18 protein-coding genes and 1 tRNA gene are annotated in these 15,171 nt (G+C 48.3%); 6 read left to right on the top strand and 13 right to left on the bottom strand.

Annotated elements, in window-relative coordinates; translation table 11 throughout:
• The first annotated feature begins 292 nt into the window (after positions 1 to 292).
• Entirely contained in the window at positions 293 to 2,752 is a 2,460-nt protein-coding gene (locus AC1MLT_RS00200; RefSeq protein ID WP_481033298.1) for a hypothetical protein, read from the top strand.
• 240 nt (positions 2,753 to 2,992) lie between these two features.
• Here the strand turns inward: AC1MLT_RS00200 and AC1MLT_RS00195 are convergent.
• A tRNA-Arg gene (locus AC1MLT_RS00195) sits at positions 2,993 to 3,069 on the bottom strand.
• A gap of 299 nt (positions 3,070 to 3,368) precedes the next feature.
• Here AC1MLT_RS00195 and AC1MLT_RS00190 point away from each other — a divergent pair.
• Positions 3,369 to 4,793 (top strand): integrase arm-type DNA-binding domain-containing protein, encoded by a 1,425-nt coding sequence (locus tag AC1MLT_RS00190; protein ID WP_481033297.1) that lies wholly within the window; start codon positions 3,369 to 3,371, stop codon positions 4,791 to 4,793.
• On the opposite strand, the gene AC1MLT_RS00185 is transcribed toward AC1MLT_RS00190, so the two are convergent.
• Positions 4,780 to 5,127, bottom strand: a complete 348-nt coding sequence (locus AC1MLT_RS00185) for a helix-turn-helix domain-containing protein (RefSeq protein ID WP_162588355.1) — start codon at positions 5,125 to 5,127, stop codon at positions 4,780 to 4,782. The two genes, AC1MLT_RS00190 and AC1MLT_RS00185, sit on opposite strands and share 14 nt — an antisense overlap.
• A gap of 146 nt (positions 5,128 to 5,273) precedes the next feature.
• On the opposite strand from AC1MLT_RS00185, the gene AC1MLT_RS00180 reads away from it, so the two are divergent.
• Both AC1MLT_RS00180 and AC1MLT_RS00175 read left to right on the top strand, forming a co-directional pair.
• Positions 5,274 to 5,783 (top strand): hypothetical protein, encoded by a 510-nt coding sequence (locus AC1MLT_RS00180; protein WP_162588356.1) that lies wholly within the window; start codon positions 5,274 to 5,276, stop codon positions 5,781 to 5,783.
• Positions 5,780 to 6,637: a hypothetical protein gene (locus AC1MLT_RS00175; RefSeq protein ID WP_481033296.1), complete on the top strand. Its 858-nt coding sequence runs from the start codon at positions 5,780 to 5,782 to the stop codon at positions 6,635 to 6,637. Before AC1MLT_RS00180 ends, AC1MLT_RS00175 begins: the two co-directional genes overlap by 4 nt.
• A gap of 18 nt (positions 6,638 to 6,655) precedes the next feature.
• Here the strand turns inward: AC1MLT_RS00175 and AC1MLT_RS00170 are convergent, their stop codons facing one another.
• Positions 6,656 to 6,889, bottom strand: a complete 234-nt coding sequence (locus tag AC1MLT_RS00170) for a hypothetical protein (RefSeq protein ID WP_481033295.1) — start codon at positions 6,887 to 6,889, stop codon at positions 6,656 to 6,658.
• A 106-nt stretch (positions 6,890 to 6,995) separates the two neighbouring features.
• Here AC1MLT_RS00170 and AC1MLT_RS00165 point away from each other — a divergent pair, with 106 nt between their 5' ends.
• Entirely contained in the window at positions 6,996 to 7,388 is a 393-nt protein-coding gene (locus AC1MLT_RS00165; RefSeq protein WP_481033294.1) for a hypothetical protein, read from the top strand.
• Between the two features lie 48 nt (positions 7,389 to 7,436).
• Here the strand turns inward: AC1MLT_RS00165 and AC1MLT_RS00160 are convergent, their stop codons facing one another.
• The 6 genes from AC1MLT_RS00160 to AC1MLT_RS00135 form a co-directional block, all read right to left on the bottom strand.
• On the bottom strand, positions 7,437 to 7,802 hold the full coding sequence (locus AC1MLT_RS00160; RefSeq protein ID WP_162588360.1) for a hypothetical protein: 366 nt from the start codon (positions 7,800 to 7,802) through the stop codon (positions 7,437 to 7,439).
• Between the two features lie 10 nt (positions 7,803 to 7,812).
• On the bottom strand, positions 7,813 to 8,535 hold the full coding sequence (locus tag AC1MLT_RS00155) for an amino acid ABC transporter ATP-binding protein (protein ID WP_481033293.1): 723 nt from the start codon (positions 8,533 to 8,535) through the stop codon (positions 7,813 to 7,815).
• A complete protein-coding gene (locus tag AC1MLT_RS00150) occupies positions 8,532 to 8,774 on the bottom strand; it encodes a hypothetical protein (protein ID WP_481033292.1) in 243 nt (80 codons plus the stop codon). Before AC1MLT_RS00150 ends, AC1MLT_RS00155 begins: the two co-directional genes overlap by 4 nt.
• Complete coding sequence (locus AC1MLT_RS00145) at positions 8,771 to 9,403, bottom strand: amino acid ABC transporter permease (protein WP_162588363.1); 633 nt, start codon at positions 9,401 to 9,403, stop codon at positions 8,771 to 8,773. Before AC1MLT_RS00145 ends, AC1MLT_RS00150 begins: the two co-directional genes overlap by 4 nt.
• Positions 9,404 to 9,513: 110 nt before the next feature.
• Positions 9,514 to 10,212: an amino acid ABC transporter permease gene (locus tag AC1MLT_RS00140; RefSeq protein ID WP_162588364.1), complete on the bottom strand. Its 699-nt coding sequence runs from the start codon at positions 10,210 to 10,212 to the stop codon at positions 9,514 to 9,516.
• Positions 10,213 to 10,320: 108 nt separating this feature from the next.
• Positions 10,321 to 11,163 (bottom strand): transporter substrate-binding domain-containing protein, encoded by an 843-nt coding sequence (locus tag AC1MLT_RS00135; RefSeq protein ID WP_481033291.1) that lies wholly within the window; start codon positions 11,161 to 11,163, stop codon positions 10,321 to 10,323.
• A 134-nt stretch (positions 11,164 to 11,297) separates the two neighbouring features.
• Between AC1MLT_RS00135 and AC1MLT_RS00130 the strand changes: the two genes are divergently transcribed.
• Complete coding sequence (locus AC1MLT_RS00130; RefSeq protein WP_481033290.1) at positions 11,298 to 12,332, top strand: ArdC family protein; 1,035 nt, start codon at positions 11,298 to 11,300, stop codon at positions 12,330 to 12,332.
• Positions 12,333 to 12,423: 91 nt separating this feature from the next.
• On the opposite strand, the gene AC1MLT_RS00125 is transcribed toward AC1MLT_RS00130, so the two are convergent.
• From AC1MLT_RS00125 to AC1MLT_RS00110, 4 genes are read right to left on the bottom strand one after another with little or no spacing between them, the layout of a single operon-like run.
• Positions 12,424 to 12,765 (bottom strand): hypothetical protein, encoded by a 342-nt coding sequence (locus AC1MLT_RS00125; protein WP_481033289.1) that lies wholly within the window; start codon positions 12,763 to 12,765, stop codon positions 12,424 to 12,426.
• A gap of 33 nt (positions 12,766 to 12,798) precedes the next feature.
• Positions 12,799 to 13,848, bottom strand: a complete 1,050-nt coding sequence (locus AC1MLT_RS00120) for a DUF4116 domain-containing protein (RefSeq protein WP_481033288.1) — start codon at positions 13,846 to 13,848, stop codon at positions 12,799 to 12,801.
• A gap of 9 nt (positions 13,849 to 13,857) precedes the next feature.
• Complete coding sequence (locus AC1MLT_RS00115) at positions 13,858 to 14,298, bottom strand: hypothetical protein (protein WP_481033287.1); 441 nt, start codon at positions 14,296 to 14,298, stop codon at positions 13,858 to 13,860.
• A 9-nt stretch (positions 14,299 to 14,307) separates the two neighbouring features.
• Positions 14,308 to 15,171: a DUF4116 domain-containing protein gene (locus AC1MLT_RS00110; protein WP_481033286.1), complete on the bottom strand. Its 864-nt coding sequence runs from the start codon at positions 15,169 to 15,171 to the stop codon at positions 14,308 to 14,310.

Here is a 15,171-nt window from a genome sequence, read left to right as displayed (position 1 = left end):
TACTTGTCTCAGAACTGCGCCTTGCTGGTGCACGGGTGTCGATCACCCCGCTAAAGAACTTTTTGATATGAGCTTTATAGGAGGAGCGTGTTGTTGCATCGCAACATTTTTCAAATTGATCAGTATTTGAGGAACTCTTTCACATCCACATGATCAAGGCTCGCCTTCGTTACTTCATCGATCGCTTATTACTTTGTCGGACAAAAACGAGTTGAACGTAGGACAAAGCCCGCGTAAAAACTCCTTTTCTGTCTAACAAGAGGACGCTTAAGTGTCGAAAGTATTAAAGTGTGTGCATCTGACTGCAGCAGTTTTCACCCTCTCGCTGGTGTCGCTGTCAGCGCAGGCACAAAGCACCCTGCTGAGCAACCAGAACGGAACATTCAGGCTCAACGCAACAACGACAGTTCAGTACGGCGCGAACGGCAAGTTCAACCAGAAAAGTCTGACCGCTGGCACCTACGTCTGCGATGACGGATTCTTTGGCGATCCGATCTGGGGCGTCGTCAAGGCCTGCTACACCTCGGCTGCCAGCAGCAGTGCGACACCGGCGAGCAGTGGCAGCAGCATGACGTTGCTCAGCATGCAGCCCGGCACCTTCCGTCTCAACGGCACGACCACGGTGAGCTATGGCGCCAATGGCACCTTCACGCAGAAATCGCTGGCAGCGGGCACGTACATCTGCAGCGACGACATCTTCGGCGATCCGATCTGGGGTGTCGTGAAGGGCTGCTACACCGGGTCGACGACGACGGCGACATCGCCCACCACCGCCACGCCCACCACGCCCACCACGCCGACATCCAACGTGGACTCCGGCTCCTCCCCCACGCCCGTCGCCAGCAATGGCACGGTGACGGCGGTGTCGGGCGATGTCGTGGTCAATGGCGCCGTCTCCAACGCCGAGTACCAGGCCATGGCCCAGAAGATGGGAACGGACGCCGCGATCGCCTATCGCTATGGCCCGTCGTCGGCCGAATACGGTACGGCCAACCAGGGTGGCCTGCCGACGTATGCCAAGCGCCAGAGTCAGTCGATGAACATGATCTCGATCCAGAACCCCAACGGCCAGGGCAACCGCGGCTGCGGCTGGACCAGCTGGTGCGGCACCTGGCAGATCGGCGGCCCGCTGGAATATTTCTGGGGCGACTACAGCTCCAACATCCTGAATTTCGCCTACATCGCGGACAGCAATCCGGATTCGAGCTTCTACAGGAAGTCCTATGCTCCGGCCGTGGGCTCGCTTCAGGTGCTCAACATCGGTCACAACGTGAACGCGGTCGAGCCCGAACCCAGCTGGACCACCTACAACGGTCCGGCCAACGATGGCGGCGCGATCGATGCCAACATCGACATCTACAAGAACTCGTTCACTCTGGAAAAGCCGGTCGCTCTGGCCAAGTGCTACGGCCGCGGCGGCTGGTGCACCAACTCGCTGGCGGTGTATGCCGACGGACGCATCGTCGGGGTGGGCAGCAATACTTCGCGCAACCTCTTCAACACGAAGTTGCCCGCGGGCAAGGTGCCCACGGCCCTCACGATCACCAACAGCGGCGAGTTCGCGCTGGTCACGGTCTGGGACACCGCCGCGATGCGCGGCCAGATCGCCGTGCTGGCGCTGGGCGACGGCTGCCAGGGCTGCAGCCCGGGCAACGAAGGCGGCGCCTGGTATGCCAACTGGGGCAACTGGAAGCGCACCTACCCGGGCGCTCCGGGCCTGGGCAACTACAACTACGCCAAGCTGATCGGCTTCGTCGACCTGCCCGACTCCCTGAAGGCGCCCACCGAGATCTCGGCCTCCACCGGCGTGTCGCGCTGGGACTACGAGAAGGTGCAGAGCTTCTGGGACACCGATCTGGACAACCAGAACGTCCGCGCACGCTTCGCCAATGGCGACCTGTCCAACACCTATGCCCGTGCCGGCATGGCCGTGGTGATCTCCAAGTCGGAGAAACGCGCCGCCTTCGTCGATCTGCGCCCGCTGTTCAACTATTACAGGCAGCAGTACTTCACGCAGTCGCAGTCGGGTTTCAATTCGATGATCGCCAATCGTGGTGACGGTGGCGGCCAGTGGCCCTACACCTTCGATGCCGCTCCGGCGCAGAAGCCCAGCGTGATCAAGGTCGTCGACCTGGCCAACCGCCCGACCGCCGTCAAGGTCAGCCTGGAAGCACCGCACCGCGCATTCATCGCCACCCAGGAAGGCAAGCTGCGCGTGTTCGACCTTGGCTCGGGCTATCTCAACCAGGCCGGTGGCGGTTCGCCCTCGGACATCTCCGAGAAGTTCTCGGTCGACGTCGGTCGCAACCCGACCAACATCGGTTACGTGAAGGATCACGCCACGGGCAACAACTCGGCGCTCAGGAACCTGTATCCCAACACGCCGCAGAAGGAACTGCTCGTCACGTCGCGGGGCGATCGCAAGATCCAGTGGGTGCGCTTCGACAGCGGCTTTAACTCCGGCTCGGTGGCCCGTACCTTCCAGGAGAGCCGCGTGATCGACCCCATCGCCACGGAAGACAACGAGAACCATGGCACCGAGAGCTACATCGTGAGCATCGCCGACTATGCCGGCAAGGGCATCCACAACTTCCTCTACGGCCCGATCATCTGGCATACCAACGATTCGTCGAAGGTCTGCGCACCAGCCAAGGGTGGATGTCAATTGCTCAATGGCGCGGCCTACGAATATGGCGGTACCTTCAAGGTGCCGGGCAAACCATTCCACGCCGGGCTGGCCAACATCAACTGAGCATCGAAGTCGGCCATGACGGCCGATCGCGGATCCACTCGATGGCGCCGAGTCGCGGACCCGTCCGGCGACTCGGCTCCTCGATGTGCATCTGACCCGACCCAAAGGGCTCCTTCGCAAGAAGGAGCCCTTTTTTCGTCGGTGGTCGATCGTCGTGACGCCAGGATCGCGACGGACTGCGAAAGATCGTTTTCGCAAAGGAAAAAGCCCCGGAACATTGCTGTTCCGGGGCTATCCGTATGGTGCGGCTGGCAGGAATTGAACCCACGACCCCTTGGTTCGTAGCCAAGTACTCTATCCAACTGAGCTACAGCCGCTGAGCTTTGAATTATAGCACGCGAAATCCGATGATTTCAAGAAACTTCATTTTCATTGCATCTCCAACCTTGGTAGGCCGTGTTGGACTTGAACCAACGACCAAAGGATTATGAGTCCCTCTCTCCCTAGGCTAGGCTACAGAGGAGAAATCCTAGGCTACAGAGCTAAGCCGTTGATCTGATTCGAGATTCTAGCATTGATGGGGCGCATTGAGGTGTGTTGAGCATCGTTGTGCCGTAGCCTATGCGTAGCCTAAATACGCCTCGCGCGTTAAAGTGAGTCCACAAAAAGGATCACCATGGCTGCAAAAATCACTCTGGAACTCATCAAAAATCTGCCTCTATCCACGGATGGCAAGCAAAGCATCGTCATGGACACCGTCACGCCTGGCTTCGGAATCCGTGTGGGGAGCCAGTCCAAGACCTTCATCGTCGTCAAGCGGATGCCCCATGGGACACCCAAGAAAGTCACCCTTGGCAAGTTCGGCTCACTCACCCTAGAGGCTGCTCGGAAGCTAGCTCAGGACTTCATCGCCCAACTGGCTCACGGGGTCGACGTGAACCAGCAAAAAAAGGCGGTCAAGACTGAGAAAAGAGCCATCGTTGAAGAACAGAAAAAAGAAGAATCCAACGACAAGCAGACTCTTCAATGGTTGTTTGATGAATACAAAAAAGAACAACTCATCAAGAACAATGGAGGCTCTGAAGGAACACTTTCATCAATGGATGAATGTTTCAAGATGATGGGGGCTAGGCAATGCCAAACACTTATCTATAACGAAAAGAAAAAGACTTGGAGTGAAGGCAAGCTTGTTAATCTTGAAAGTTGGCTTGACCGCCCTCTTCGCTCAATCACTACCAAAGAAATTCTTGAACGCTTTGAAGTGATGGAAATTACTCGACCATTGAGATTGATTGGTGGAGTTTTGAAGCCAATGGTTAGAACTCATCAAATTGCCTACAAATTTGCCATGAGTGCATTTGAATGGTTTATCCCTAGAAACTATCATCAAACCAACAAACAAGAAATGTTGGACAACCCATTCAAGATCTTAACAATTTACAAGAAATGGAAAGCTGTCGGAGTCAGAACAAGAGTTGTTGACTTTACTGATGTAGAAGTCTTTGGCACTTGGTGGAATGCAATTTTAGATTATCGTGCAGTCAATGAAGTAGCAGCCGACTACATGCAATATTCAATCTTGCAAGCTGGCCGAAGTATTGAAATGGTCAACATGACGTGGGACATGGTGAACCTTAAAAAGAAGCAAGTGACATATGAAAAGACAAAGAATGGTGATGACTACACCATGCCCCTGTCAGACATTGCTTTTGAAATCTTGGAAAGAAGAAAGGCCAACAATCCAAAATCAAGCAACTGGGTTTGGGATTATCCTGAATCGAAGACTGGTCATATCCCCAAAGACACCAAGCACCATTTTCATCAACTGACTGAAAGAGGTGCCGTCTTTGTTAGTACCCATGACCTGAAGAGAACTTGGGCTAGTGCAGTGTCTTCACTGAACAATAACGGAGTCAAGTACGGTGATCGTGAAATTGACTACATCCTCAAACATGCTCGTAGTGATGTCGGAGTCCACTACTTCATCAAAAATGAAATCTTGCTCAAAGAAGTATTGCAAGCTGTAGAAAACTTGTTTGTTGGTCTGGTAGCCAAACACAATGCCAGCAAAAAGGAAGTGCAGGAAGTCAGCGAGGCTTGAGCATTGAAACCAAACGATCCACTATCTCCAAGACTTGTTCACGGTCTTGTGCAGATAGTGGATTTATTTTTTGGGCAAGAATCATTGCTTGCTCAGTGCTTCTGTCAGAGCTGATAAGAAGTAAGTCCTGAACAGGACAACCCAAGGCTTCAGCTACTTCTACAAGCCTTGGAATGCTCGGCATGATTGAACCCCTCTCCATGCGAGAGATTGCCTCAATCCCAAGGTTGAGAGTAGTTCCAAGCTCCTCTTGAGTCATTGGCACGGCTTTCCTGCGGTCTGCAATCGCCTTGCCTACCTTCACCGCCAATGCTGATTCCCTGTCTTTGTCCATGTGCACCACCTAGTCAAAGATGGTCGCGTCTCAACCCATCGGGTAGAAGGACGAAACGGGATGATTGTCTACCCGATCCGTCTAGTCTGCGTTAAAGTTCGTTCAGCACTTCCTGGGTGGAGGTGCATCAACAATGCGAGGACGACATGGAAAGCAGTTTCAAGAAAAGCTATCAAAAAACAATGAACCCTGATGGTTCGTTTGAGCTGTCATTCAAATCAAAGCGGCTGAACCCAAGAACGGCTGCGGGTGTGGGCATGCTCATCGTTTTTGCGATGCTGCCAGCATCGTGTGCAGTGACCTTGCCAGTTGCCATGTTGTTCGGCTCAGGACGTGATTTCATGTCCGTGCCTGTCTGGTTGGCCTTGACTCTCATAACCTTTGGCATTGGTTGCTACATGATTGCAAATTCGTCTAGCAAGCTTGTGGTAGTTCCAAACAAAGGGCTGGTCATCAAAGGCAAGAATCTGCCGTTCTCAGATATTCAAAACATCGGAACCATCCACACTCCAGCACTCGGCAATAGCAAAGGTTCGGCATATGTCTATGCTGAGACTTTCGGCACCCAAGTAAACCTGTCAAAGTACATCACATTGTCTTTGGCTGATTCGTTGGTGGCAGAAATTAAAGAAAGCTCTGGGGTGGTGTGGAAATGAAAACAGCAACCTATGTCAAGCATGGGACTATCGTGACAGATCACTTGGCTCCCATCAATGCCACAATGTTCATTGCTACAGGAACACTGCTTCCCATCATGGACTTCCTTCGTCCATATTTTCCATACATCAACTTTGTGGCTGGTGCAGTCGTATTGTTCTTTGTGGTGCTTGCCATCATGAAGGTGCTGAAGGTTCCTCCAAACCGTGTGATTCCTTCAAGTATGGTCTTTTGTGCTGGTGTCTGTGCTGTCGCCTTCTCGGTGGGTGCGGTGGCTTCAAGCAAGCATGCAAATGAGGGTGGGTTCGTTGCTGCAAAGTCTCCTGATGCTCGTGCACTTCAAGCGAACATGCTGAACCTTGAAAGGCAGACTCAGGCAATCAATGACAAGCTCACAGACATCCAAGCTGGCAAGTCCTCAAACCCTCGGGTAGAGCTTGCAAATATGGGTATCCAGTGGGACTTCTATAAGTTCTACGAAGCTGCCAAACGGGGTGATGAACTCGTGGTGGATCTGTTCTTGAAGGGTGGCATGCCTGTCACCAGTGCCGTAGGTGAACACTTCACATCCATTCCAAAGTCGGTCGTCATCACGAACTTGCCCAATGCTGGAAGGCTCATGGAAATCTTTGCCAAGAACGGCGTGGATCTGAATGACCAAAAGCTTGTGGCAAGAACTGGAGTGCCTGAGCCTCTCACACCTCCAAACCTCTATGCCTATGCCATGAGGGAGAAAAGCCCTGTGGCTGAGAAGCTGGCAAGTCTGGGGGTCAGCACAACTGGCTATCCAGCATGGAATCAAGCCATGGACACAGAAGACAAGAAGCCCAAGGCATACCTGTCTGGCATCTAAGCCCCTTCGGGGGCTTTTTTAATGGATGTGGTTAGGCTTCGCTTCAGACTTCTCTATGGCAATCTTTGTGGTGAATGAACATACTGAAGTGAAGGCAACGAATTCTTTGAAGCTGATTTCCTTCATTTCCCTTTTATGGATAAGAAAAAGGATGTGCTGAACAAAGGCAACCTCAACAGAATGAGGATTAATAAGTAAATCGTTTGCTATGCCCTGAGCTGCTGATTCCATGTCGGTAATTTGTTTATTCATGATGTCCCCTTGTTGTTTTAATATGAATATTATTATCAATATAGCGTGATTGAATTGAATATCAATCCATATATGTTAAAATAAACACAACAATAGGAGACAACAGATGTTTGATGATTACTTAGATATGGTTTTTACGGGCTTTAGTGTTCAAGAATGCTTGGACGCAATCAATGATGAAGCTTTGGCTGAAGCTGGATGGAACCAGTATGTAGAGACGGTGGGTGGTGATGCTCCTGAGTCAGACTACTGGAACGAGGGCACCAGTGTTAAAGCCCAGTGGGACTACAGCCAGCTTCGTAACCACTGTGAGACTCTCATGAGGATCTACATGGAGAACCTGAACCTTGATGACCTGTTATCCATGCTCAAGTGTGGCGAGCAAGTGATGGACTATGCAGATGAAGACACGAAGGATGTCTATGCGGCTTGGGAGCTTCAAAGAAAGCTCATTGAGACATTGAGCGAGAAGAAAGAAAGCAAGTCAGTGAAGATATGAGCTTTAAAATTTTGGAATGTAGGAAAGCCAGCATCTCGCTGGCTTTTTTCATTGAAAGAACTTTGTGACTCTTGGATGGTAGGGATCAAGTTTTCCTTCTTCCAATTGTTTACTTGTTTCATAGATTGCTCTCTTGCAAAGCTCTCCTAGGTTGATGCCCAGACTTTTTGCCATAGATTCTGCCTTGACCAACTGTTGAGGTTGGAAGGGCAGGAACACTGATTTCACTGTCTTTGGCTCTTCTGCTGTCCACTTCGGACCTTTGTAGCTCTCCAAACCATAAACATATTGAAGACAGAACAAGCAAGCTCTTGAGTTTCCAATCTGAAAATGTTTGGCAATGGCTTGAAGCTTTGCAGGGTTGTATTCGTCGCTTGATAAAAAGCTTATTTGTCTTACGCTGTATTCAATCATGGTTGTCTCCTTATCTGATTATTTTTGATAGAAATGCTTGTGCTCGTGGAGACTTTGGACTTGCGAAGAATTCATCAGACTTCGCTTCTTCCACAATCTTTCCGTCAGCCATGAAGACAATCCTGTTGGCAACCTGCTTGGCGAATCCCATTTCATGAGTCACTACAACCAGAGTCATCTTTTTGTTTACGGCTAGGTCGGTCATGATGTCCAAGATGTCTTGAACGGATTCAGGATCTAGGGCACTGGTTGGCTCATCAAACAGAAGATAGTCAGGGTTGACCACCAAGGCTCTTGCAATGGCTACACGCTGCTGCTGGCCGCCTGAGAGCTGGCTTGGGTACTTGTCGGCGTGATCTCTCATGCCTACCGCTGCAAGCTGAACCTTCGCCTTGAGAGTTGCGTCTTCACGGTCTATGCCATGCACGTGCACCTGAGGGCCTACAAGGTTGTCCAGCACTGTCATGTTGGCAAATAGTGCGAAGTCCTGGAACACCATGCCTACGGTCTTGTGCAGGCTCACTGGCTCCATGAGAGCGGTATCCATTCCCTCCAAGAAGATGTTGCCGTTGTTGATTGGCTCCAAGCCGTTGATGGTCTTGATGAGAGTGGACTTGCCTGAGCCTGAAGGCCCGCAAATAACAACCACATCCCCTTTTTTAATCGTGAGATTCACGTTGCTGAGAACTTGTGAATCTCCGTAGCTCTTGCTGACATTGTTTAATTGAATCATTTTTCTTCCTTTTGTTGTTGTTTTCTGTCGAAACTGCACTGTGCAATATTCTTAATTTTTTCTATCAATAGCTCTGTTTCTCTAAGGCTCAGGTCAAGCTCTCTAACCATGATAATGACTGGCTGAACTCTTTCGTTGAATGTTAGATTTGTCATTACGTCAATGACTACGGCTAAATGTTCTGGTGGGAGCTTATGAAGGTCGTAACCTAACTTCTCTAGGTGCTTGTCTAAGTTCATACCGCACCTCTTTGCAATCTGTTGGCAACTCTTTGAAGAGCTACACAAAGCACCAAATAGACGGCACTGCCTGCCAAAATCATTCCTGGCATGTTCCCGTTCATTTCACCAGTCTTGACCATTGACCCAAAGAAGTCGGTCAAACCTATGACATACACAAGTGCTGTGTCTTGGAAAAGAATGATGGATTGAGTGACTAGAACTGGAAGACTGTTCTTGATAGCTTGTGGAATCAACACATAGCGATAGCTTTGAAGTGTTGTAAAGCCATTGGACTTGCAGGCTGCAAGCTGATTCTTGGGTATGGCATTGAAGCCTGAGCGAAGAATCTCAGCGAAGTAAGCAGCCTCAAACAAACTGAAGGCAATCAAGGCACATGCCATGCGGATGTCACCATTGATGCCAAACATTGTTTTGACGATGCCTGGTGCAACCAGATAGAAGCCAAAGATGATGAGGACTAAAGGCAGAGAGCGGAAAGCGTCTATGTACACTCGCGCAAGCTGGTCAGCTACAGGTATCTTGAGAGTTCGGCACATTGCCAGAACTGTTCCGAGCATCAGCCCAAAAACTAAAGCAACTGCTGTGATGGTTGCTGTAGTTATAAATCCATTGATAATAATTTCCATGTTTGTCTACCTTGTTGTTATTATTCAAGATAGCAAATATATTGCGAAAAGCAATATCTCTTGAGAAATAAAAAAGCCCCCGAAGGTGCTTAAAGTGAATGATTAAGAAATCAGGCTAGCTTTGTCTTCTTCTCAATCAAGTAAGCAAGTCCTTTTACTGAGAAGTTGATGATGAGGTAACCAATCAAGATGCATAGGAAAGCTTCATAAGGCTTGGCTGTGTAGTCAATGATTGTTTGCGCTTGCTTGGTCAAGTCCAACAACCCGATAGTAGAAATCACTGCACTGTTCTTCACAGTGTTCATCGCTTCGCTGGTCAAGCTAGGGGCAATGTTCCTAAGGGCTTGAGGCACGAGGAACCTGATGTACGTCTGCACCTGGTTGAAGCCTAGAGCCTTCGACGCGGCTGCTTGCGATCTGGGTAGGGCTTGTATGCCTGCTGTGACCTGTGCGGCTATACGGCTGCTCATGTAGATGGCTAGGCTCAGGGTCCCCACAGTGAAGATGAGATGGTCTGGGTTCATGGTCTTCACTGCCTCTGGGAAGAGGATGACTGGAAGCACGAAGTAGCCAATGAACACCTGAGCCAAGAACGGCACAGAACGGACAACCTCAAAGTAGGTGTCAGCGAGCTTCTTCTTGATGCCGGTGGTGGTTCGTAGAGAACCGATGACCACTCCAAGGGCGAGAGCCAGCATAAAAGCCAGTCCTGAAACTGTGACTGTGGTGAGGGCTCCTGTGAGTACCCAATCAAGATAAGTTTGATTTTCGCCAGTCGCTACTTTCTCAGATAAAAAATTAAAGTCCATGATATTCCTTCTTGTTGTTATATCAACATAGCAAATATATTGTGAAAAGCAATATCTCTTGGACAATAAAAAAGCACCCGTAGGTGCTTTTCTTGTTTGTGCTTGGTCTTATTTGCCTAACACTGCTTTTCTTTGCTCTGGTGTCCATTTCAAACCAAGTGGAGCAAACCATTTGGTGTATAACTTTTCCAAAGTGCCATCAGACTTAACTTTAGCTTCAAACTCTTTGAAGTCTGCTGTGAACTCTGCGTCTTGTTTGCCGTACATGATGCCGATTAACTCAGCCTCACCAACTACGACATTGTTCAAGACTTTGAACTTAGTAGTTTTCAATTTAGCGATTTCTCCGGCCAAAAGCACTGAGTTGGTAATAAGACCAATTGCGCGACCCTGCTCGACCAAAAGATAGCCCTGTGGGTAGTCCTTTGCAAGTACAAGAGTAGTGCCCCATCCCTTTTCAGCATTCAATTTCTTGAAGATTTTCTCGCCTGTAGTTCCTGCTACGACTGCAACAGTTTTGCCTTTGAAGTCTTCCAAGGATTTGATTGAAGAGTCTGTGGACAACACTGCTGGGACAACTGGGTCAGCATCAACAATCATGAAGTTGACTGCTTTTGCTCTTTCTTCTGTGTAGCTTGTAGAGCCTGTTTCTAACTCGATAACTTTGTTGACCACCAAAGGTTGTCTAGTTTGTCCATTGACTGAAACCTTGTTGACTGTTAAGTCCAAGTCGTATTTCTTTTCAATGAATCTTTTGAATTCCATACCCAAGTCCTGGCTGTAGCCAACATATCGACCTTGTGCATCTGCGTAGCTGTAAGGCACTGAAGTGTCTCTAGATCCGAAAGTGATGGTTTTTGTTTCTTTTAATTTGTCTATGGTTTCACCAGCGAAGGCGAAGCCAGATAACGTCAATGCCAAACTTAATGCTGTTGCTTTTAAAATGTTCATAATGTCTCCTTTTTGTTGTTATGAATGAATCTACATTAGCAAAGATATTGTGATTGTCAATATCTCTTGATAATTAATTGACTCATTATTCATTTCTGCTAAGTTAATTAGATTAATGAACGATGGGAGCATGTATGGCAACAAAAGGAAAATGGGCGAAGAAGGATAAGGATTACGAAGTTAAAGATCATCATCAGGAACTGACTGACAAGCTGGTTGCCAAGATGGAGGAAAGTAAAGCTCTAAATTGGGAGAAGCCTTGGTTCACATGCAATGAGCTTCCATACAACCCTGTGACTGGAACGAGATACAAGGGTGTGAATGTCATCTCTCTGCTGTCATCAGGGTTTGACGATCCAAGGTTCTTGACCTTCAAAGGCGTTCAAGAGCTTGCTGAAAAAACTGGCACAAAGATGTCAGTGAAAAAAGGTGCCAAGGGGACACCCGTGTTCAAGGCTGTGAACGTCGTCTTAAAGGATGGTGGAGAGGAGACAGGAGCCACAGAACCTGCTCAACCTGGCGCGGCACGAAGCTTCTGGAAGATGGTCTATGCAGGCACAGTGTTCAATGCCAGTCAGATTGAAGGCATGGAGCCGCATGTAGCTCGTGACAACAAGGTGGTCGACCACACAGAGGTCAACCTTCTAACGGCGGCTCTGAAGGAGCGTACAGGGCTCACAGTCGTCCATAGCGAGATGGGGCGGGCCTACTACTCCCCCAGTGAGCACAAGGTGCACATGCCTGAGCCATCGCTGTTCAAAAGCACCTCTGCCTACTTTGATACCTTGCTCCACGAGTTCGGTCACTCTACTGGGCCAGCACTCAAGCGGGACATGTCAGGAGGCAAGGGTTCTGACTCCTATGCGAAGGAAGAGCTTGTTGCTGAGCTGTCGTCTGTATTTATGGCTGCGGAACTCGGCCTGGAGCACGATCCAAAGTCGCATGACAACCATGCTGCCTATTTGGAAAGCTGGCTGTCAGCCCTCAAGGGAGACAAGAATTTCATCTTCCAAGCATCGTCCAAAGCTTCAAAAGCTTGTGAATTTCAGCTTGACCATCTCAAGGAACACAAGCAAGAGCTTGAGCTGAGAAAAGATTGGATATTGGAGAAGGTGGTGGCTCCATCTCGTGCGGTGGAGATGAAGAAGGCACCAGTGATGAGCATGTAATCACATGCCCAGAAAGCGACCTTTGACAGGAGCCTTTTTGATGCTCTGAAGCTTGGGCTTGTATGTTGGCTCAGGCATCTCACGAACGGGCTCAGCAGGTTTGCTGGTGTCGTCCAAGCTCTTTGGAAAAGCGTGAGTTGAGGAAGTTTTGAAGCTTCTTCGTGTTGTTGGTGTTGAGCATGGTTTCTTCAACAGGATTGCTAAAAAAACGTCCAAGTTTCTTCCAGCCGGTGACAGGTTCACGAACCTTCAGCTTTTCCACTGCATACCATGTTGTGTCTATGGCATCGCCTTGTGGCATCTTCATGTTGATCCAGACATTGTGAGGTCTGAGCTTCTCGTTCAAAACATCAATATGCTCTTGACTGAACAAGCCAGATGCATGACCTTCAGATAAATATTGATTGTCAAACCAGTCATTAATCTTGTCCATTGTTGTTCTTTTTTTTGTCTCCATCATCATTCCTTAGATCTTCATTTTTCTTGTTGGTGCCTCGGCTTTCGGTGCGAGCTTATGTTCAAGGGACTGTGAGAACTTCTCAGTTGCAATCCCATTGGTCAAGTTGGCAACTTCATTGGAACTGCCTGCCATGGCTTGTATCGCTGGTGAGGCGTGGGACAGCACAGCTTTCAGATACCAATCCTGCGGATCGCAGTTCTTGATAGCCTCAAGGGCAACTCCTCTGTCATCGCGCAGTTCTTTGGAGGCATCCTCAAAAGATAGTGGGAATGCTTTAACTGCAACCATTACACATTCTCTGTCAGCTCTTATTGCGTCGCTAAAAGCTGGAAGTGAGTCACCGGACTTAGCAAGGAATTCAAGTGCAAAAGCCTTGTCATTTTTCAGGTGGTCAGATGCGAACTTGATGCCAGTGTTGGTGAGATCATTATGTTCAGGTTGTATGGTTTGTAGTAACAGTTGTTGGTGGTCTTTGAACTGTGCCGGTGCAAATTCAAGAACCTCAGGCTTACCTTTCATAGCACTAAAAGTGACATCAATGTCATCTTTGAACTTATTTGGAAGCGTCTCGTATAACCATGGAGCGTAGTGAACAGCTTCAAGGGTCACGTCTTTGTCATTCTTTAGACTGTCCGATAGATGGTGGTAGTTTTCACCACTCACATTGGAGATTGTGAATAAAGCAATGTCTCTGTAAGAGGAGCATTCAGGAGAAACATACTTCATCACTTCCTGGCAGTGTTCTCTAGATGGATGAGCTGATTCTTTGATAAATTTATCTTCTTGCTTTTCTGCTACAGTCATTTTGGAAGTAGGTACTCCTAACATTCCCATAAAGCATCTTTCGTTATGGATGGCATAACGCACCATCTCTTCATCCTTGGCATAAGCTGTGTTCTCAATCGCTTTAATGCCATGCTTCAGAATCTTCTCTTCCATGGCTTTGTCTTTTCTGTCTGACAGATAGCTCTTGAGATCGTTATAGCTTTTCACAAGAAGGTTTTGTTCCTCCATCGGCTGACTGCTTAATTTTTCTAGTTGTTGTGCGAATCCCATGATGTCTCCTTAAATATTCATTGTTGGTTGGTTTGTTCTGGCTCTTGTTGGAGTTGGTGTAGCAGGCTTGAACTTGATTTCCTTGGACTGCTCTGGTGCTTGTGGGGCACTCCATCCAAGTTGCTTTGATAAATTCTTTTCAAGCCAGCTATCAAGCTGTGAAGGCGATTCAGTAAAGAAGATCGTTTTCTTCTTCATGTCGGCAGTAGGAGTCTTTGGAATGAAGGACTGCACCTGGTAGCCGTACTCAATCCATTCACCTCCCTGCATCTCGTTCTTGAGAATCCTGTAGCCCTGCTTGTGAAGCTTGGTGTTCAGATGGTCAATGTGGTTCTCACAATAGAGGTTGCTGCTTGGGCTTTGAGATAAGTAGATGTTTGAGGCAACTGATTTGGTTTTGTTTGAGAGTGCTTCAAGAGCGAGTGCAAAACGTGATTTCTTTTCTTCCATGATGTCCCCTTAGATTTTCATTGTTAGTTTTTGTGATTTTTTAGGTGCAAGATTGTTAGATAGCTTATCTAGAAGGACAAGTGAGTTCAGAGCCTTGTGAGGATCGTTGCCATTACATGCCTTTTGAATTCGCTCAGATGCAAATATGTCCAGAACAGAGAATTCGTTTGTGTTGATTGTTCTATTGGGGTTTTTATCGCTGTACTCCCACTCCTCGCGTTTGTATGCAGCATGAATTACTTCAGGGTCATCATGAAATGCTTTGAAACTTCCGATGGTTTCATGATTCTTGGATACTGTTTCAAGTGCTAACGCTCTGTCTCTTAATAAAGGGTGTTTTTCAGGAAGATTTCTTACGTTTGTAGTGTCAAGGTTTATTGCCATCATGCAATATTCCTTATCTTCAAAGAGGTTTGGCATTGACCATCCAAATTGTTGAGGCCGAGCCTTAACAGCTTCAGTCATCAGAGCCATGTCGCTGCGAATTGCGTAGCCAGCACTCTGGATGTTTGGAAGAGCACTAGCAATCAATGCATAGTCGTTTCTTATTTCATCGGAAAAATATCGAAGTACGTCCGCTTTCTTGTCGTTGTATAGAACTTGGCGAGCGATGTCCTTGTCCTTGCAACACTCCTCGCCTGCATGCCTGATTGATCTTGGATTCTCCGTTACTGCTTCCATGACAACTTCTTTGTCATCTTGTAATGAACTGCTGAACAATTGGAGTAGGTCGCCTCTTTTAGAAACCGCCGCAAGTGCAATTTCTTTGTCATCTTTATGTGGCTCAAAGTGTGCGTAGATAGGAACTGGAAATGCTGGGTGTCTCAGTGAACTCAACATTTGTTCTTTGGAAATAGTGAATCTTGATGTCAT

The organism is Variovorax sp. PEI5 (assembly GCF_056679935.1).
Note: the sequence above shows the minus strand (reverse complement) of the source record. Positions and strands in the feature narration are given on the sequence as shown.

What these genes read in the sequence shown, in the direction of transcription:
- AC1MLT_RS00140 (WP_162588364.1), bottom strand. Translation starts at nt 10,212, where the DNA reads ATGGACTTTAATTTTTTATCTGAGAAAGTAGCGACTGGCGAAAATCAA.
- AC1MLT_RS00160 (WP_162588360.1), bottom strand. Translation starts at nt 7,802, where the DNA reads ATGATTGAATACAGCGTAAGACAAATAAGCTTTTTATCAAGCGACGAA.
- AC1MLT_RS00180 (WP_162588356.1), top strand. Translation starts at nt 5,274, where the DNA reads ATGGAAAGCAGTTTCAAGAAAAGCTATCAAAAAACAATGAACCCTGAT.
- AC1MLT_RS00145 (WP_162588363.1), bottom strand. Translation starts at nt 9,403, where the DNA reads ATGGAAATTATTATCAATGGATTTATAACTACAGCAACCATCACAGCA.
- AC1MLT_RS00150 (WP_481033292.1), bottom strand. Translation starts at nt 8,774, where the DNA reads ATGAACTTAGACAAGCACCTAGAGAAGTTAGGTTACGACCTTCATAAG.
- AC1MLT_RS00170 (WP_481033295.1), bottom strand. Translation starts at nt 6,889, where the DNA reads ATGAATAAACAAATTACCGACATGGAATCAGCAGCTCAGGGCATAGCA.
- AC1MLT_RS00135 (WP_481033291.1), bottom strand. Translation starts at nt 11,163, where the DNA reads ATGAACATTTTAAAAGCAACAGCATTAAGTTTGGCATTGACGTTATCT.
- AC1MLT_RS00165 (WP_481033294.1), top strand. Translation starts at nt 6,996, where the DNA reads ATGTTTGATGATTACTTAGATATGGTTTTTACGGGCTTTAGTGTTCAA.
- AC1MLT_RS00155 (WP_481033293.1), bottom strand. Translation starts at nt 8,535, where the DNA reads ATGATTCAATTAAACAATGTCAGCAAGAGCTACGGAGATTCACAAGTT.
- AC1MLT_RS00190 (WP_481033297.1), top strand. Translation starts at nt 3,369, where the DNA reads ATGGCTGCAAAAATCACTCTGGAACTCATCAAAAATCTGCCTCTATCC.
- AC1MLT_RS00175 (WP_481033296.1), top strand. Translation starts at nt 5,780, where the DNA reads ATGAAAACAGCAACCTATGTCAAGCATGGGACTATCGTGACAGATCAC.
- AC1MLT_RS00110 (WP_481033286.1), bottom strand. Translation starts at nt 15,171, where the DNA reads ATGACATCAAGATTCACTATTTCCAAAGAACAAATGTTGAGTTCACTG.
- AC1MLT_RS00185 (WP_162588355.1), bottom strand. Translation starts at nt 5,127, where the DNA reads ATGGACAAAGACAGGGAATCAGCATTGGCGGTGAAGGTAGGCAAGGCG.
- AC1MLT_RS00115 (WP_481033287.1), bottom strand. Translation starts at nt 14,298, where the DNA reads ATGGAAGAAAAGAAATCACGTTTTGCACTCGCTCTTGAAGCACTCTCA.
- AC1MLT_RS00120 (WP_481033288.1), bottom strand. Translation starts at nt 13,848, where the DNA reads ATGGGATTCGCACAACAACTAGAAAAATTAAGCAGTCAGCCGATGGAG.
- AC1MLT_RS00130 (WP_481033290.1), top strand. Translation starts at nt 11,298, where the DNA reads ATGGCAACAAAAGGAAAATGGGCGAAGAAGGATAAGGATTACGAAGTT.
- AC1MLT_RS00125 (WP_481033289.1), bottom strand. Translation starts at nt 12,765, where the DNA reads ATGGACAAGATTAATGACTGGTTTGACAATCAATATTTATCTGAAGGT.